16 protein-coding genes are annotated in these 15,687 nt (G+C 63.0%); 7 read left to right on the top strand and 9 right to left on the bottom strand.

Annotation, left to right across the window (positions count from 1 at the left end; translation table 11 throughout):
• The first annotated feature begins 1 nt into the window (after position 1).
• The 3 genes from guaD to NKI21_RS02055 all read left to right on the top strand — a co-directional run bounded on the left by guaD (position 2) and on the right by NKI21_RS02055 (position 3,301).
• Positions 2-1,318, top strand: coding sequence for a guanine deaminase (gene guaD, locus NKI21_RS02065; RefSeq protein WP_352551288.1), 1,317 nt, complete (start codon positions 2-4; stop codon positions 1,316-1,318).
• 217 nt (positions 1,319-1,535) lie between these two features.
• The gene (locus tag NKI21_RS02060; RefSeq protein ID WP_352551286.1) at positions 1,536-2,039 is read left to right on the top strand and encodes a heme-degrading domain-containing protein; all 504 of its coding nucleotides are present in this window, start codon (positions 1,536-1,538) and stop codon (positions 2,037-2,039) included.
• Positions 2,036-3,301: a glycerate kinase type-2 family protein gene (locus NKI21_RS02055; protein WP_352442654.1), complete on the top strand. Its 1,266-nt coding sequence runs from the start codon at positions 2,036-2,038 to the stop codon at positions 3,299-3,301. Before NKI21_RS02060 ends, NKI21_RS02055 begins: the two co-directional genes overlap by 4 nt.
• A 63-nt stretch (positions 3,302-3,364) precedes the next feature.
• Here the strand turns inward: NKI21_RS02055 and NKI21_RS02050 are convergent, their stop codons facing one another.
• The 4 genes from NKI21_RS02050 to NKI21_RS02035 all read right to left on the bottom strand — a co-directional run bounded on the left by NKI21_RS02050 (position 3,365) and on the right by NKI21_RS02035 (position 8,950).
• Entirely contained in the window at positions 3,365-4,828 is a 1,464-nt protein-coding gene (locus tag NKI21_RS02050; RefSeq protein WP_352442655.1) for a UdgX family uracil-DNA binding protein, read from the bottom strand.
• 2 nt (positions 4,829-4,830) lie between these two features.
• Positions 4,831-6,066 (bottom strand): putative DNA modification/repair radical SAM protein, encoded by a 1,236-nt coding sequence (locus NKI21_RS02045; RefSeq protein WP_023813618.1) that lies wholly within the window; start codon positions 6,064-6,066, stop codon positions 4,831-4,833.
• 86 nt (positions 6,067-6,152) lie between these two features.
• The gene (locus NKI21_RS02040) at positions 6,153-7,574 is read right to left on the bottom strand and encodes a glutamine synthetase family protein (protein WP_502895369.1); all 1,422 of its coding nucleotides are present in this window, start codon (positions 7,572-7,574) and stop codon (positions 6,153-6,155) included.
• Positions 7,571-8,950, bottom strand: a complete 1,380-nt coding sequence (locus NKI21_RS02035; RefSeq protein WP_352442657.1) for an aspartate aminotransferase family protein — start codon at positions 8,948-8,950, stop codon at positions 7,571-7,573. Before NKI21_RS02035 ends, NKI21_RS02040 begins: the two co-directional genes overlap by 4 nt.
• Positions 8,951-9,106: 156 nt before the next feature.
• On the opposite strand from NKI21_RS02035, the gene NKI21_RS02030 reads away from it, so the two are divergent.
• Entirely contained in the window at positions 9,107-9,559 is a 453-nt protein-coding gene (locus tag NKI21_RS02030) for a hypothetical protein (protein ID WP_023813615.1), read from the top strand.
• Between the two features lie 6 nt (positions 9,560-9,565).
• On the opposite strand, the gene NKI21_RS02025 is transcribed toward NKI21_RS02030, so the two are convergent.
• From NKI21_RS02025 to NKI21_RS02010, 4 genes are all read right to left on the bottom strand, one after another.
• Positions 9,566-10,540, bottom strand: a complete 975-nt coding sequence (locus NKI21_RS02025; protein ID WP_023813614.1) for a WD40 repeat domain-containing protein — start codon at positions 10,538-10,540, stop codon at positions 9,566-9,568.
• A 107-nt stretch (positions 10,541-10,647) separates the two neighbouring features.
• Positions 10,648-11,175, bottom strand: a complete 528-nt coding sequence (locus tag NKI21_RS02020; protein ID WP_352442658.1) for a GNAT family N-acetyltransferase — start codon at positions 11,173-11,175, stop codon at positions 10,648-10,650.
• Entirely contained in the window at positions 11,172-11,450 is a 279-nt protein-coding gene (locus NKI21_RS02015) for a type II toxin-antitoxin system TacA family antitoxin (RefSeq protein WP_023813613.1), read from the bottom strand. The genes NKI21_RS02020 and NKI21_RS02015 overlap by 4 nt, the downstream gene beginning before the upstream one ends.
• Positions 11,451-11,538: 88 nt before the next feature.
• Positions 11,539-12,591 (bottom strand): CobW family GTP-binding protein, encoded by a 1,053-nt coding sequence (locus NKI21_RS02010; RefSeq protein ID WP_023813612.1) that lies wholly within the window; start codon positions 12,589-12,591, stop codon positions 11,539-11,541.
• 201 nt (positions 12,592-12,792) lie between these two features.
• On the opposite strand from NKI21_RS02010, the gene NKI21_RS02005 reads away from it, so the two are divergent.
• Complete coding sequence (locus NKI21_RS02005; RefSeq protein WP_352442659.1) at positions 12,793-13,524, top strand: intradiol ring-cleavage dioxygenase; 732 nt, start codon at positions 12,793-12,795, stop codon at positions 13,522-13,524.
• A 213-nt stretch (positions 13,525-13,737) separates the two neighbouring features.
• Positions 13,738-14,208: a MarR family winged helix-turn-helix transcriptional regulator gene (locus NKI21_RS02000; protein ID WP_352442660.1), complete on the top strand. Its 471-nt coding sequence runs from the start codon at positions 13,738-13,740 to the stop codon at positions 14,206-14,208.
• Positions 14,209-14,232: 24 nt separating this feature from the next.
• Here the strand turns inward: NKI21_RS02000 and NKI21_RS01995 are convergent, their stop codons facing one another.
• On the bottom strand, positions 14,233-15,102 hold the full coding sequence (locus NKI21_RS01995; RefSeq protein WP_352442661.1) for an AraC family transcriptional regulator: 870 nt from the start codon (positions 15,100-15,102) through the stop codon (positions 14,233-14,235).
• A 48-nt stretch (positions 15,103-15,150) separates the two neighbouring features.
• On the opposite strand from NKI21_RS01995, the gene NKI21_RS01990 reads away from it, so the two are divergent.
• Positions 15,151-15,558: a DUF2000 family protein gene (locus tag NKI21_RS01990; RefSeq protein WP_352442662.1), complete on the top strand. Its 408-nt coding sequence runs from the start codon at positions 15,151-15,153 to the stop codon at positions 15,556-15,558.
• The last annotated feature ends 129 nt before the right edge of the window (positions 15,559-15,687 follow it).

The raw sequence follows: 15,687 nt of genomic DNA, 5'->3' as shown, positions 1-15,687 counted from the left end.
CATGAACTCGACACTTCTGCGCGGCCGCACGCTGTCCTTCGTGCGCTGGCCGCAGACCATCGACGATCATTCCGCCTGGCGCTACGAGGAGGATGGCGGCCTGCTGATCCGCGACCGCCGGATCGTCGCTGCGGGCACCTATGCCGATGTTGAAAAGCAGGCCGGCGAGACGGCGAAGAAAATCGACCACCGGCCGCATCTGCTGCTGCCCGGCTTTATAGATGCCCATGTGCATTTTCCGCAGATGCAGGTCATCGCCTCCTATGGCGCAGAACTGCTCGACTGGTTGAAAACCTACACCTTTCCGGAGGAAACGAAGTTCGCCAACGCCCAGCACGGCCGCCGCATCGTGCGGCTGTTCCTCGACGAAATGGTGCGCCACGGTACAACGACGGTCGCCGCCTACTGCTCGGTGCACAAGGCTTCAGCCGAAGCCTTTTTCGCCGAGTCGCATGACCGCAACATGCTCAACATTGCCGGCAAGGTGATGATGGATCGCAATGCGCCCGACGGCGTGCTCGACACACCGCAATCGGGTTACGACGACACGAAGGCGCTGATCAAGGAATGGCATGGCAAGGGACGGCAGCACTACGCCATCACGCCGCGCTTCGCCATCACCTCGTCGCCGGAGCAGATGGAGATGGCGGGCGCGCTGTGTCGGGAATATCCCGACCTGCACATGCAGACGCATCTGTCGGAAAACCACGCCGAAATCGCTTTCACGCAGGAACTCTACCCGTGGTCGCGCGACTATACCGACGTTTACGAGCACTACGGGCTGTTGGGCAAAAAGAGCCTGTTTGGACATTGCATCCATCTGTCGGAGCGCGAAGCGGATGCGCTTTCGGACTCGGGCTCGGTAGCGGTGTTCTGCCCGACCTCCAACCTGTTCCTCGGTTCCGGCCTGTTCGACTACCAGCGCTTCCGGCGCCGCGACAAGCCGGTCCGGATCGCCGCTGCCACCGATGTCGGCGGCGGCACCAACTACTCCATGCTGCGCACCATGGACGAGGGCTACAAGGTGATCGCGCTGAACGGAGAGAAGCTCAACCCGCTCCAGTCCTTCTGGCAGATGACGCGCGGCAATGCCGAGGCGCTGTCGGTGGCTGACAAGATCGGCACGCTGGATGAAGGCAGCGATGCCGACATCGTCGTGCTGGACGCCAGGGCAACGCCGGCGATGCGGCTCAGGATGGAAACGGTCGAGACGCTGGCGCAGGAACTGTTTCTCCTGCAAACGCTGGGTGACGACCGCACTGTCCGCGAGGTTTATGTGGCGGGGCGGCCAGCCAAGGCGGATATGATCGCGGGGTAAGAACCCTCACCCGGATTGCCAACCAAATTGCAAGGGCAATTCGGGGCAATCCGACCTCTCCCCGAGGGGAGAGGAGATCGCCAGTGCCGACGCTTTCCTCTTCTCCCCACCGGGGAGAAGGTGGCCGCGAAGCGGCCGGATGAGGGGCCGCTCCACGGAAGCTTGACCGAGCGGAGCTTGTCGTACACACGACGTGTGACGATTTCGGAGAAAGAAAATGGCCGTTGCTGATGACATCGCTCTGATCAAGAGACAGGAAGAGACCCTTGTCTTCGCCACCTTCGACGAGGCCGTCGCTTTCAAAATCGGCTCCGCCATTCGCGATCGTGCAATTGCCGAGAACCTGCCCATCATAGTCGACATCAGGCTGTGGGACCGGCCGCTGTTCTACGCCGCGATGCCGGGTTCGAACGCCTCGAACCCCGACTGGGCGCGGCGCAAGACCAATGTGGTCAAGCGGTTCCTGAGAAGCACCTACCGCATGGTGCTGGAACAGCAGCGCCCGGACCGCAGCTTCAAGATCGGCGAAGGGCTGGATATTGCCGACTACGTGCTGGCCGGCGGTGGCTTTCCGGTGACCGTCAAGGGCGCCGGCGTCATTGGTGTGATCGCCGTCTCCGGACTGCCGGAGCGGGAGGATCATGGCGTCGTCGTCGATGCGCTGTGCGATCATTTGGGCGTCGACAAGCGCGGGCTGGCATTGCCTCGGGACGCCGAATGACCGTGCTCGATCCCAAGGCCTTCCTGACCTCCATCTTCAACGCCGCCGTTGCCGCCGCCGATCCGGAACGAACCATCCGGGATCATCTGCCGGCCAAGCCAAAGGGCCGTACCATCGTCATCGGCGCGGGCAAAGGCTCGGCGCAGATGGCGGCAGCGTTCGAGAAAGTGTGGGCCGGCCCGATCGAAGGGCTGGTCGTCACCCGCTATGGCTATGGCGCGACCTGCGAGCGCATCGAGATCATCGAGGCGGCTCATCCGGTGCCGGACGCTGCCGGTCTGGAAGCCTCGCGGCGCCTGCTCGCCAAGGTCCAGGGGCTGACTGAGGATGACCTAGTGGTGGCGCTGATTTCCGGCGGCGGATCGGCGCTGTTGCCGTCGCCCGCCGGCGGCTTGACGCTGGCCGACGAGATCGCCGTCAATGAGGCGCTGCTCGCCTCGGGTGCGCCGATCGCGGCGATGAACACCATCCGCAAGCACCTTTCCACCATCAAGGGCGGCAGGCTGGCAGCGGCCGCATGGCCGGCCAGGGTGGTGTCGCTGATCGTCTCCGATATTCCCGGCGACAATCCGGCAATGGTCGCCTCCGGCCCAACCGTACCGGATACAGGCAGCCGCGCAGACGCGCTGGCCTCGATATCGGCCTATGGCATGAAACTGCCGGCCTCGGTGATGGCGCATATCAATTCGCCGGCCGCCGATGCGCCAAGCCCGGATGACGAGCGCTTTTCGCGCAACGAGGTGCATTTGATCGCTTCGGCCGGGGTGTCGCTCGAAGCGGCTGTTGCGGAAGCGAAACGGCAAGGCGTTGAAGCCATCATCCTCTCCGATGCGATCGAGGGCGAAGCGCGCGAAGTCGGCGGCGTCCATGCCGCGATCGCGCGCGAAGTGGCGACGCGCAACCGGCCATTTCAAAAGCCGGTGCTGATCCTGTCGGGCGGCGAGACAACCGTGACGCTGCGCGCAAAAGGCAAGGGCGGCCGCAATTCGGAATTCCTGCTGGCCTTCGCCATCGGCATCAATGGCGTCGACGGCATTCACGCGCTGGCCGCCGACACCGACGGCATCGACGGTTCGGAAGACAATGCCGGCGCCTTCGCCGATGGCTCGACCGTATCGCGCATGCGCGCAGCCGGGGTGGACGCCAAGGCTATGCTTGCCGGCAACAATGCCTGGACGGCCTTCAACGCGGTTGGCGATCTTTTCGTACCCGGCCCGACCGGTACGAATGTCAACGATCTCAGGGCAATTCTGATCAGGTAGCTGAAGCAATTCCAGGAAGTGTGAAGCGGTTTTCCGTCTGGAATCGCGCAAAAACAAAACTGATCAGGCGGCCATCAGCCGCTTCACCAGCTTCATATCCTGCAGGAACCGTTCGCGTTCGGCTTCCTTGTCCGCCCGATCGTGGATGCGCAGGATGAAGGAGGGATGGATGGTGATGAACACGCGCAATCCGTCCTCGCGCTCGATCACTTGTCCGCGCATCTTTGTCACCGGGATCGCCTTGCCGAGCAGCGACATCGCCGCTGTCGCGCCGAGTGCCACGGCGAGGTTAGGCTTGATCAGCTCGAATTCTTGGTCGATCCACCAGCGGCAGGCCTGAATCTCACCGGAATTCGGCTTGGAGTGGATGCGGCGCTTGCCGCGCGGCTCGAACTTGAAGTGCTTGACTGCGTTGGTGACATAGACCTTTTGCCGATCGACACCGGCATCGTCCAGGATCGCATCGAACACCTTGCCGGCCGGACCAACGAAAGGTTTGCCGGCGAGATCCTCCTGATCCCCCGGCTGTTCGCCGACGAAGATCACTTTGGCATTGTCGGGGCCCTCACCGAAGACGGTCTGCGTCGCGTCGCGCCAAAGCGGGCAGCGACGGCAGCCTTTCGCTACCTCACGCAACTCGGAAATCGTGCTTGCGGCATCGTCCTCCGCCGTCTCGGCAGGCTGTTGCTTCGGCCAATGCCGTGCCTGCACCTTTGCGTGGTGCGGCGCGGGTGTTGTCGGCATCTTCGCAATCATGTCCTTGGCGGCCTTGTCCGCTCCTGCGATCATGTCTGGAATGAGCGAGGCCTCGGGAAGGTTCCGCCAATATTTCTTTGGCATCTCCCTTTGCATCGCCTTCACCTTCAGCCGCGCCGGGTTGAAGATGTTCTCGAAATAAGTCCGCCAGAGCGCCTCGGTGTCGTCTTGATCAGGCGCATCGCCCTTGGCAGCACCCGGCCCCATCGCCAGCCTTTCGCCATCCCAATCGGCGGAGGCATAGGGCGTCAGGATCGTCCAGCGCATGCCGGTGAAACGCCTGACGAAGAAATCGGCGTTGCGCTCGACGATGAAATGATCCGGCTCGAACCAGGCGACATAGCGCTCATCGGCACCGTCGCCGATTTTTCGGAAGCGCACGAAGGCGTGCATCTTGTGGCTGTCGCGCCGCACCGCCTTTTCCATGGTCTCAAGCCGCCTGGTGTCGGGATCCGACGCGATTTCCAGCAGTTTAGGCTCGTCGCGCAATCGCCAAAGCACTCTGTAGATAAAGGCAAACCGGCCGGAATCGGAATGGCAGAACGCCGTTTCGGCATGCCCGATGAAGTCGCGCGGCACGACGAGCTGCGCGCCCGCAGGCACTTCAGGCAATTCTGCCTGATCAGAGCCCGGCGCGACATGCCAGCCGACGTCCTCGGGCCTGACCTCATTCAGGGCGAGCCGCCGTGCCGCGTCACGCCAGCCGGCAAAATCCGTCTCGCTGTCGAGCCGAACTCTGTATCTGGCGAGATCGAGTTGCGCCGGCCGCATGATCAAAACAACGATAATTGTTCGCAGGAGTAGGCGATCCTGTCGCGCAGGCCGGCCTTGTCGGTCAGCGCACCAGGTGACCAGCCTTCGGCGATGATGAAGGGCCTGAGCTTGGCGACCGACTGGCAGATCCGTCCGACGTCCTCGAGCCGCATGCGCCGGTGCCGGCGCGTCTCCAAAATCTTCGCCACCACCTTGGTGCCGAGACCCGGCACCCGCAGCAGCGCTTCGCGGTCGGCGCGGTTGATGTCGACCGGAAACTGTCCCCGGTTGCGCAGCGCCCAGGCGAGCTTCGGGTCTATGGCGAGATCGAGCATGCCGTCGCTGCTCCCGGCAAGGATTTCCGGCTGTGAAAACCCATAGAACCGCATCAGCCAGTCGGCCTGATAGAGCCGGTGCTCGCGCATCAGCGGTGGTTTCAGCAAGGGCAGCGACGATGACGAATCCGGAATGGGGCTGAAAGCCGAGTAATAGACGCGCCGCAGATGATAGCTGCCATAGAGCCGCGCGCTGGTGTGAAGGATGCCGTCGTCGGATGTCTTGTCGGCGCCGATGATCATCTGCGTCGACTGACCGCCCGGCACAAAGCGTTCGCGCTTCTTGGTCTTCAAAGTCGGCTCAGCCTTCTCCTCCATCTTCTGGCGCAGCCTGGCCATGGAAAGCCGGATTGTCTCCGGCTTCTTCTCGGGCGCCAGCCGCTTCACGCCCTCATCGGTCGGCAGTTCAACGTTGATCGACAGCCGGTCGGCATAAAGCCCTGCCTTCTCGACCAGTTCCGCCGAACTTTCCGGGATCGTCTTCAGATGGATGTAGCCGGAGAACTTCTCCTCCAAGCGCAGCCGGCGTGCCACCTCGACCATCTCGCCCATGGTCTCGTCCGGTGAGCGGACGACGCCGGAGGACAGGAACAGGCCTTCGATATAGTTGCGCCTGTAGAAATCCATGGTCAGTTTCACCACCTCTTCGATGGTGAAACGGGCGCGCCGCACATTGGACGACGAGCGGTTGATGCAATAGCTGCAATCGTAGATGCAGAAATTGGTCAGCAGGATCTTGAGAAGGGAAATGCAGCGGCCATCCGGCGCGTAGGAATGACAGATGCCCATGCCTTCGGTGGAGCCGATGCCGCCGGATTTCAAGGAATCCTTTTTTGCAGCACCGGAAGAGGCGCAGGAGGCATCGTATTTGGCGGCGTCGGAGAGGATCGCCAGCTTTTCACGGACGGTAAGTGCGCTCATATGTTCATGATATGTTCTGAACAGGAGATCCGCTACCTCATTTGATGGAGGCGGCGAAAAAGTGATCGCCGCCCATCATGAATCCATCAAACCTCGTGCAGATAGAGGTGGTAATCCAGTTCGCTGACCGTGCGTGCCACCCGCAGATACTCGGACTGTTTGATCGCCACGAACGTCCGGTGCAGGTCCTCGCCGAGCGCGTTCTTCAGGAAGCTGGACGTCCGCGCCGCTTCGATCGCGGCGCGCCAGTCGACAGGCATGGTCGTGCGCGTGACCGCTGCCTCATAGCCGTTGCCGGTCGTTTCGGGGCCCGGATCGAGGCCTTCATCCATGCCCTTGATGATGCCGGCGAGCACGGTCGCGGCGATCAGATAAGGGTTGGCGTCGACGCCGGACGGGCGGTGCTCGATGCGCCGGTTCTTCGCGTCGCCTGCCGGCACGCGTAGCGCCACCGAGCGGTTGTTGACGCCCCAGGTCGGCGCCACCGGCGCATAGGATTGCGAGACGAAACGCCGCCAGGAATTGGCGTGCGGCGCAAACACCAGCATCGATTCCGCCATCGTCTGGATGAGGCCACCAAGCCCCTGCAGCAGCGGCAGCGACCAGCTCTCGCCGCCGGCTTCGGCAAAGACGTTTCGGCCGGCCTTGTCCTGCAGCGAGACGTGGAAATGCATGCCCGAGCCGGCATATTTCTCGATCGGCTTGGCCATGAAACAGGCGGTGACGCCATGGCGGCGCGCCTGCGCCCGCACCAGCCGCTTCAGCATGACCAGATCGTCGGCCGCCCGCATCACATCCTTGCGGTAGTTCAGCGTCAGTTCGTACTGGCCGGGCGCATATTCGGAAATCACCGTCTCGGCCGGAATGCCTTGCGCCTTGGCCGCGGCATAGATGTCGGAGAACAGCGGCTCCATGCCGTGCAGATGATCGACCGAATAGACTTCAGTCTTGCCCGAGACGCGGCCGTCGAGCACGGCGCGCGCGGGCTGCACCTTGCCGTCGGCGTCGCGTTCGTTGGCCAGCAGGAAGAATTCAAGTTCGAAGGCGCCGGCCGGATAGAGACCCTTGGCCGCCAGGATCTCCACCTGCCGAGCCAGCGCCAGCCGCGGATCCGACGACATCGGCCGGCCGTCGAGCATGTACATCGCCATCAGCAACTGGCCGCGCGGCGGGCTCGTGCCATAGAGCGGCACCAGCGTGCCGGGGATCGGCCAGGCCCTGAGGTCGCCGTCGCCGGTGGTCCAGATCAGCCCGGTCTCGTGTACATCCTCGCCTGTGATATCGAGGCCGAGGATCGAGATCGGCATGTGGCGGCCGCCCTCGAAGATGCTTTTCAGCTCATGCCGGCGCACGATCTTGCCACGGCCGACGCCATTGGCATCGGTCAGGACGATATCGAAGGCCTCGATCTCGGGATGGGCGTCGAGAAAGGCTTGCGCCTCGGCAGGTGTCGAGCCCGAAGGTGAGGTTATCATGGCATTGGGGTGGTCCATCGCCGCTTGTCTCATGCCGCAAGCTTCGCCGCAACCGCGCCGAAGGCGGTGATCAGCCGGTTGACCTGGGCAGCCGAGGTCGCCGGCGAGATCAGCATCATGTTGTGGAAGGGTGCGATCAGCACGCCGCGATTGACCAGCGCGACATGGATGGCGGCCTCCAGTTCCGGTGCATGCGCCATTTCCGCCTCGGCGCCATTGCGCAGCGGACCGGGCGCACAGATGAACTCGACGCGGGCGCCGACGCGGGAAACATGCCAGGGCAGACGATAGCGATCGATCACGCCGATCAGCCCGGCATCGAGCCGCCGCGCCAGATGATCCATCCGGTCGTAATTCCCCTCGGTCATCACCTCTTCGAGCGTGGCGCGCATCGCCGCGAACTGCAGCGGGTTGGCCGACAGCGTCGTGCCCATGCCGGAATAGCCCGGCTCCTTGGTCCTGTTGTAATCCGCGTAGCGTGAGGCAACGTCGTCGCTCATGCCCCAGACACTGGCCGGCACACCTCCGGCAATCGGCTTGCCCAGCACGAAGAGGTCCGGGTCGAGGCCATACTTCCTCGTATAGCCGCCGGGGCCGGTCGAGATCGTGTGCGTCTCGTCGATCAGAAGCAGCGTGCCGGCTTGGCGTGTCAGTTTGCGCAGGGCGTCATGGTAACCCGGATCGGCCAGCACCATACAGGAGTTGGTCAGCACCGGTTCGGCAATGACGCAGGCCACATCCTTATCCCTGAGCGCGGCTTCGAGTGCTGAAACATCGTTGAACTCGATGACCTTGGCCGTGCGGGTCAGGTCGCGGAACTCGCCCGCCAATCCCGGCCGGTTGACGGGCTTGCCGTCGATCAGCCGCACCATCGTCTCGTCGACCGAGCCATGATAGCAGCCGTTGAAGACCAGGATTTTTTCGCGGCCGGTGACGGCACGGGCAACACGCAGCGCAAAGCGGTTGGCGTCGGTCGCCGTCGTCGCGATCTGCCAGAACGGCAGGCCGAAGCGCTGCTGCAGCAGCGGCCCTATGGCCAGCGCATCTTCCGAAGGCAGCATATAGGTCAGGCCGCGTCCGGCCTGGCGGCGGATGGCGCGTGCCACCGGTGGCGGCGAATGGCCGAACATCGAGCCGGTGTCTCCAAGGCAGAAATCGTCGAGCTTGTTTCCGTCGATGTCGGTGATCGTCGCGCCCCTGGCGTTGTCGACCAGGATCGGGAACGGCGTCGGCCAATCGTTCATCCAGTGCATCGGGACGCCGCCGAAGAAGCCGGGCAGGCCGTTGCCGATCTTGGCTTGCGATTTTGGCCGCGCCTTGCGGAAGGCTGCCCCCTCGGTTTCGCGCAAATCGGCAATGCGGTCGCGGCCGATGCCGCCGATGGACGTCTTGGACATATCGCTGTGCATGAAAACCCCTCTGGTCGATCCCTCTTAGCCAATCCGTGTCCGCATCCGCAATTGGCCGCGCATCTGTCCTGCGTTGGCTCAGCCTTTGGCAGCGGCGCTTGACCGTGCTGCCGAAGTCAGCGCCAATATGAGCGGGATTTGAGGTGGAGGGGCAAAATGAGAACGATCATGTGTGTGGCAATGCTTCTGTCGTCGGCTGGCGCTGCCTTTGCGTCGGGCGGCATCTGGTGCTCCACCGAGGACACGGCGGCGACATTCGAGGTCGAGGCAGGCGTCACCAGAGGCATGGGCGGGCCGACCTTCAACTTTCGCGGCAACCTCGAAATTCTGAGCCGGCCTGCCGGCGACAGCCTGCGCAAGACCGTGTTCGAGGATTCCAACCTGACGCAGTACTGGCTCGACGGCAAGGAATTGCGGCTGAACATCTATCGTGAGCACGAGGCCGCGCAAAAGATCAACTCGATCGAACTGACGATCCTGACCAAGACCAGCGACGAAGGCGTCTATGACGGGAGCTATACGCTCTCCATCTACGACGCCGCGGCGGATACGGACCAGGACGGCAAACCGGTTGAAATCAGCGGCAAAGTGTCGTGTGGAGCGGAGTGAGCGGGGTCAGGCCGTGATGTCGATGACGCCGCAATCGCCGGCGGCACTGCCGAAGGCGACACGGCGTTCTTCCTTGTCCCACATCATCGAGGTGATGGAGCCCTTGCCCGGCCGTCGCAACAGCACTTCCTTGGCGTCGGCAAAACGCACCGCCATCACCATGCCGTCATCATAGCCTATGGCGACGACATCCTGGCTCGGATGGCAGGCGACAGCCGTCACCATGGCGTTGCCTCGCGTGCCGAGTTCCAGCGGCGCCTTGCCCATCGGCCCATCCTTGCCCGAAAACGGCCAGACGATCGCCGCCGGCGCGCCGGAACTCGCCAGCCACTTGCCCTTCACGCTCCACGACAGGCTTTTCACCTTGCCGGGATAGCCGGTCATGCGCATGTGCTTGCCGTCGGCGAGCTTCCAGCCGTGCAGCGCGTTTTCCTGCATGGTGGTGACGAGGAAGGCGCCATCCGGCGAGAAGGTGACGCCGGTGTGGGCACCGGCCCATTCGAGTTCCACCGGCTTGCCCTCGGCGGCGGGGAAATGCAGCGTCGCGCCATTGTAGCGGGCAACGCCGAAGCGCATGCCCTTGGGCGAGAAGGCCAGGCCCTCGACCGAACGCGGATGGGTGAATTCCCTGGTCTTGCCGTCGGCGAAGCGCACGAAGGCGGTCTTGCCTGAGGCATAGGCGATGGCGCCTTGCGGCCCGGCGGCAACGCTGGTGATCCACTTCCTGGCGGCGCTTGCCAATTCCGTGGCCTCGCCGCCCGCTTTCACGGCAAACACCTTGCCGTCCTCGCCGCCGGTGATCAGCCGGTCGTTGGCCGCATCATGGAAGGCGGCCAGCAGCCCGTCATTGGCCTGAACTGTCTTGTGGCCATGGTCGAGCCGATGGACGACGCCGTCGGCCATCGCGAAATGCGGCACGTCACCGAGAAAGACGGCGGCGATGCAATGGCCTTCGAGATCAAGCGGGGCGACTGTGGGCATGACTATTCTTATTCACCTGGACGAGATTGTAGAGACAGCCCGGGCGGCTTACTCGACGTTTGCGGTTCCGGCAACCATGAGGTTAGGCAAGTCGCGAGAGGCGGTTGTCAAAGCAGCCCTCTCTCCCGCAGATCGGTTGCGAACGTCGCCAGGGGCATCACCAGGGTCAAATCCGATCCTTGGAGGGGCTCGGCGCCATAACTGGCATACCACCTTGCCGCCCGCTCGCTCTTGGCATCGATGATGAGTAGGATGCCGCCGCCCTCGCCGGCAAGCCGTAGGCAGCGCAACGCCGCGGCAGCAAGCAACTGACCGCCGAGCCCTTGCCCTGCGACGGTGCGGTCGGTCGCGAGCCGTGCAAGCTTGAAACCGGAAACCTCGTGTCGCGCCAAGCCTCTCGTCATGGCTTCGGGCACGGTTTCATGGGCGACTGCAGACGGTGCGATCGTATAGAACCCAAGGATACGCTCCGAAGCCGCGTCATCAATCGCACAGAAGGTCTTGGCTGCATTCTGATCGTGGCTCTGTCGCGCGAACCGCCGCAGAAAATCGTTCATTTGCGCGTCGCCGCAATCGAAGGAAGCCCGATCGTGACGTCTCGCAATCGGTTCTTCATGCCAGGACGGAAGCGTCACAGAGTGTCCGGCAAGGCGGCGATCGCGGCCTTGAGCTTGGCGTTGGGTCTTGGCGGGTGTTCCAGTAGATCGAGGATGCGTGAGAAATCGCGACCCGACACCTTCGTCACCTCCGCTGCCTCTATTACGGCCTGCGCCTCGGGCACGACCTTGTCGAGGATAAAGTCGGCCATGTCCTTGTGCGACAGCGCTGCGGCGCGGGAGATCATCGCCTTCTGCTCAGGCGGAATGCGGATTTGGTAGCGCTCGGTCTTGTTGTCGGCTGATCTAGGCATAGGTCACTCCTCGCCGCTAATATCATGTACACATGATATGTGTACATGAAGAGATATTCAACCCGCAACGAGCAGCGCTACGAAGGACCTAGGCCTGGCAGGCGTCAAAGCTCTTCTTCAGCCGCTCGGCGTCGAGTTCACGGCCGATGAACACTAGCCGGCTCTCATGTTTCTCGCCGTCCTTCCAGGCGCGCTGGTGGTCGCCCTCGATGATCATGTGGACACCCTGGATGACATAGCGCTCGTCGTCGCCCTTGAGCGCGATGATGCCTTTCAGCCGCAGGATGTTGGGACCTTCCATCTGGGTGATCTTCTCGATCCACGGGAAGAATTTCTTCGGGTCCATCTCGCCACCGCGCAGCGACACCGACTGCACTGTCACGTCATGGATGTCGGACGCATGAGCGTGATGGTGGTGCCCGTCATGATCGTGGTGGTGGTGATCGTGACCGTCATGATCGTGGTCATGATGATCGTGATCGTCATGCGCCTCGAGGAAATGCGGGTCGTTTTCCAGTGCCCTCGACAGGTCGAAGGCCCCGCGGTCGAGCACCTCGGTCAGCGCGACGCCGGCTCGCGTCGTGCGATGGATCTTCGCCGCCGGATTGATGGCGCGGATCGTCGCCTCGACCTTGGCGAGTTCTTCTGATGTGACGAGGTCGGTCTTGTTGAGCACGACGACGTCGGCGAAGGCGATCTGGTCCTCGGCTTCCCTGGAATCCTTGAGCCGTAACGGCAGATGCTTGGCGTCGACCAGCGCCACCACCGCGTCAAGCCTGGTCTTGGAGCGCACGTCGTCGTCCATGAAGAAGGTCTGCGCCACCGGCACCGGATCGGCGAGCCCGGTGGTCTCGACCACGATGGCGTCGAAGCGGCCTGGCCGGCGCATCAGGCCCTCGACGACACGGATCAGGTCGCCGCGCACCGTGCAGCAGATGCAGCCATTGTTCATCTCGTAGATTTCCTCATCGGATTCCACGATCAGATCATTGTCGATGCCGATTTCGCCGAATTCGTTGACGATAACGGCGTAGCGCTTGCCGTGGTTTTCCGACAGGATGCGGTTGAGCAGCGTCGTCTTGCCGGCGCCGAGATAGCCGGTGAGAACGGTTACGGGGATCTGCGTCTGTGCGTCGCTCATGGCTTGCCTCGAAAGTGCTGGGCCTCGAAAATTCGGCCTGAGAAAAAGGGAATGTCGGCTCCATATAGGGTGTGTGTCGGGCTTTTGCACGGGGCAAACCGATGGGCCAAACCGGCTTGCCGACATTGCTGAATTTTCATTGGCGAGAGCCGCTGTGACCGCTTAGATCAGGATACGAGAGGCCAATTCGAGAGGCAAGATATGTCCGGCAAGCCATCCTCCTTCTCAATGAGCCGGCGCCAGGCGCTCGGTTTGATCGCGGTCACCGCCGGCGGTGGTGCCTTCCTGCCCGCCGCCGCGATTGCAGACCAGACTTTACCCTATGCCGGACTGGCCTTGTTCGAAAACGGCGCCGGTGTCTGCACCATTACGCCTGAAGTGACCGAGGGGCCGTTCTATTTCGACCCGAAACTCGAACGTGCGGACGTCACCGAAGGCAAGAAGGGCATAGCCCTTGGCGTTCGGCTGCAGGTTGTCGACGCGGACTGCCGCCCACTTGCCGGCGCCCGCGTCGACATCTGGCATTGCGACGCGCAAGGCGCCTATTCCGGCTATCCCAGACAGGGTGACGACCGCGACGTCGACACGTCGGGCCGGACCTTCCTGCGTGGTTGGCAAAGGACCGACGCGAGCGGCATCGTTTCCTTCGCCACCATCTATCCCGGCTGGTATCGCGGCCGCACCACCCATATCCATTTCAAGATCTTCCCTAACGACAGTTCGGTGATGACCGGACAGTTGTTCTTCCCCGACAGCCTCAGCGAGCAGATTTTCACCACGGTCGCACCCTACAACGACCGGCCGGGCAAGCGCGACACCTCGAATGCCGCGGACGGCATAGCCAGGCAGGCCGGACCGCAATCGCAGGCCGCGCTGCGCGAGCTGGAGGATGCCTATCAGGCGCTGATGATCGTAGCGGTGAAGCCTGGCTGAGCGGCGGTCACGCCACCACCCTGCTGGCGACGAAAACTCCGACGGGGAATTCGTTTGTCATCTAACTGAAATAAACATCTGGCATTAGCCACGGCGGACCACAATGCTTGCCGGCAAAGCTGTTTGAAGCACCGGAATCTTTTTGATCGTCGATTGCCAACCGGCCGGCTGCCTCTATGCTGCCCGCACCGGTACGGCCGAAGAGGGAAGACCATGGCCAAGGCGGACAAGACTGCGACAATGAGCCGGCTGCATTCGGCGGCAAGGCTGGCAAGAACGGCGCTGGCGGCGCGGCTTCTGGCGCACGGCTTCTATGCCGGCCAGGACCAGATCATGCTGTCGCTCGACCGTGAGGACGGCCAGACGCCTGGCAATCTGGCCGGACGCCTCGGCGTGCGCCCGCCGACCATCACCAAGACTATCAACCGGCTGCAGGCGCAGGGTTTTCTGGAGAAGCGCGCTTCGTCGGCCGATGCCCGTCAGGCGCATATCTTCCTCACCGACACCGGTCGCGACATCATCCACGCCATCGAGAAATCGGTGAAGAAGACCGAAAAGCAGGCGCTGAAGGGCCTCGACAAGAAGGACCAGAAGTCGCTGTTCAAACTGCTTGCCCGCATCGAGGCCAACCTCTCGAACGAGGAACTGGTGCTCATCGACGACGACGCCGAATCGGACGGCTGACCGGCGGATTGTCGCGGCAGGCGATCAGGCCGCCGCGGCAGAGCCCTGGATCAGCGACGACCAGCGTCCCGGTGTCATGCCGAACGCCTTCTTGAATTGCCTGATGAAATGGCTCTGGTCGCTGAAGCCGGCTTCGACCGCGATCTGTGCTAATGGTTCGCCGGCGGCGATCATCCGCCGCGCGCGCTGAAGCCGGCGCATCACCAGGAAGCGATGTGGACTGGTGGAGAAAGCGGCACGGAAATGCCGTGACAAGGCATAGCGATCAAGCCCGGTTACCGCTTCCAGTTCACCGGAGCGCACCGGCCGGTTCAGGTTTTCCGTGAGATAGTCGCGCGCCAGCGCAGCCGCCCGCCACGCCGTCCTGGTCATCGGCTTCGCCGACTGGCCGCCATGCCGGATCAGGCTTTGCATCAGTTGCGTCAGGAAGTCGTCGACGAACAACTCGTCGAGTTCCTGCTCCAGCGGACCCAGCGCCGAAAGCAGCGTTGCGCAAAAGGCGGCGTCCGTCACCACGCCATCCCTGACAAAAGGCAGCGAAGCGCCGCCAAGACAGGCGAGCATCAGCGACGGCTCCAGATAGAGCATTCGGTAGCGCAGGCCGTCCTCGGTGCCGGCGCCGCCGTCATGCAACTCGTCGGGATGCAGAACGATGATCTGTCCCGGAAGGCTGTGGCGCGCAGCGCCGAGATAGCGAAACGTCTGCACACCGTGCAGCGTCACCCCGATCGCATAGGTGTCGTGGCGATGCAGGTCGAACGCGCTGCCACGGAAGCGCGCCTCGATCCGCTCCATGCCTGCGGGATCGGGGGCGGAGATGATACGGTTTTCCGCCGCATCGACGCACAAACGTCCAAGACCCTTGAAAGCCTGGCTGTCTAGATCGTGCGACATCGTCTCCTTCAGCCTCGCATTGGGGCACAACCGAACGGCCAATGTCTCATGTTCGATACGAAATTTGCAATCGTGCTCAGGGAAGATCTGCCGGTCTGGCAGAAACTCAACGTCACCGCTTTCCTGACCAGCGGCATCGTCGCGCAGTTGCCCGATATCATCGGTGAACCCTATCGCGACCGCGCCGGCAATCTCTACAACCCGCTGTCGATCCAGCCGGTCATCGTTTTGTCCGCCGACCAGACAACGTTGGGCGCCATCCATCGGCGCACACTGGAGCGCGGCGTGACCACCTCGCTCTATGTCGAGGAAATGTTTTCGACCGGCTTTGACGCGGCCAACCGCGCCGTCTTCGCCGAATTCGCGCCTGAAGACGCCAAGGTGGTCGGGATCGCGCTTCGCGCCGACAAGAAGCTGGTCGACAAGATCACCAAGGGCGCCCGCATGCACGCCTAGCCAAGGCACTACGCCTGCCGGCGGCTCTTGTTGTGCCAGCAGGCTTTCACCTCGCGGCTGGCGACAATTGGCTTGCCGGGAGCCGGCAATTCCCGCAAAGGTGGGCTCCAGCCCAGCTTCCCACCCGGC

This window comes from Mesorhizobium sp. M0715, from assembly GCF_040320355.1.
In the GTDB taxonomy this organism is placed as follows: domain Bacteria; phylum Pseudomonadota; class Alphaproteobacteria; order Rhizobiales; family Rhizobiaceae; genus Mesorhizobium.
The sequence above is the reverse complement of the archived record's forward strand: the minus strand, read 5'-3'. Positions and strand labels throughout refer to the sequence as shown.

Coding starts and splice junctions, on each gene's coding strand:
- guaD (WP_352551288.1), top strand. CDS start 2: ATGAACTCGACACTTCTGCGCGGCCGCACGCTGTCCTTCGTGCGCTGG.
- NKI21_RS02060 (WP_352551286.1), top strand. CDS start 1,536: ATGGCCGTTGCTGATGACATCGCTCTGATCAAGAGACAGGAAGAGACC.
- NKI21_RS02055 (WP_352442654.1), top strand. CDS start 2,036: ATGACCGTGCTCGATCCCAAGGCCTTCCTGACCTCCATCTTCAACGCC.
- NKI21_RS02050 (WP_352442655.1), bottom strand. CDS start 4,828: ATGCGGCCGGCGCAACTCGATCTCGCCAGATACAGAGTTCGGCTCGAC.
- NKI21_RS02045 (WP_023813618.1), bottom strand. CDS start 6,066: ATGAGCGCACTTACCGTCCGTGAAAAGCTGGCGATCCTCTCCGACGCC.
- NKI21_RS02040 (WP_502895369.1), bottom strand. CDS start 7,574: ATGAGACAAGCGGCGATGGACCACCCCAATGCCATGATAACCTCACCT.
- NKI21_RS02035 (WP_352442657.1), bottom strand. CDS start 8,950: ATGCACAGCGATATGTCCAAGACGTCCATCGGCGGCATCGGCCGCGAC.
- NKI21_RS02030 (WP_023813615.1), top strand. CDS start 9,107: ATGAGAACGATCATGTGTGTGGCAATGCTTCTGTCGTCGGCTGGCGCT.
- NKI21_RS02025 (WP_023813614.1), bottom strand. CDS start 10,540: ATGCCCACAGTCGCCCCGCTTGATCTCGAAGGCCATTGCATCGCCGCC.
- NKI21_RS02015 (WP_023813613.1), bottom strand. CDS start 11,450: ATGCCTAGATCAGCCGACAACAAGACCGAGCGCTACCAAATCCGCATT.
- NKI21_RS02010 (WP_023813612.1), bottom strand. CDS start 12,591: ATGAGCGACGCACAGACGCAGATCCCCGTAACCGTTCTCACCGGCTAT.
- NKI21_RS02005 (WP_352442659.1), top strand. CDS start 12,793: ATGTCCGGCAAGCCATCCTCCTTCTCAATGAGCCGGCGCCAGGCGCTC.
- NKI21_RS02000 (WP_352442660.1), top strand. CDS start 13,738: ATGGCCAAGGCGGACAAGACTGCGACAATGAGCCGGCTGCATTCGGCG.
- NKI21_RS01995 (WP_352442661.1), bottom strand. CDS start 15,102: ATGTCGCACGATCTAGACAGCCAGGCTTTCAAGGGTCTTGGACGTTTG.
- NKI21_RS01990 (WP_352442662.1), top strand. CDS start 15,151: ATGTTCGATACGAAATTTGCAATCGTGCTCAGGGAAGATCTGCCGGTC.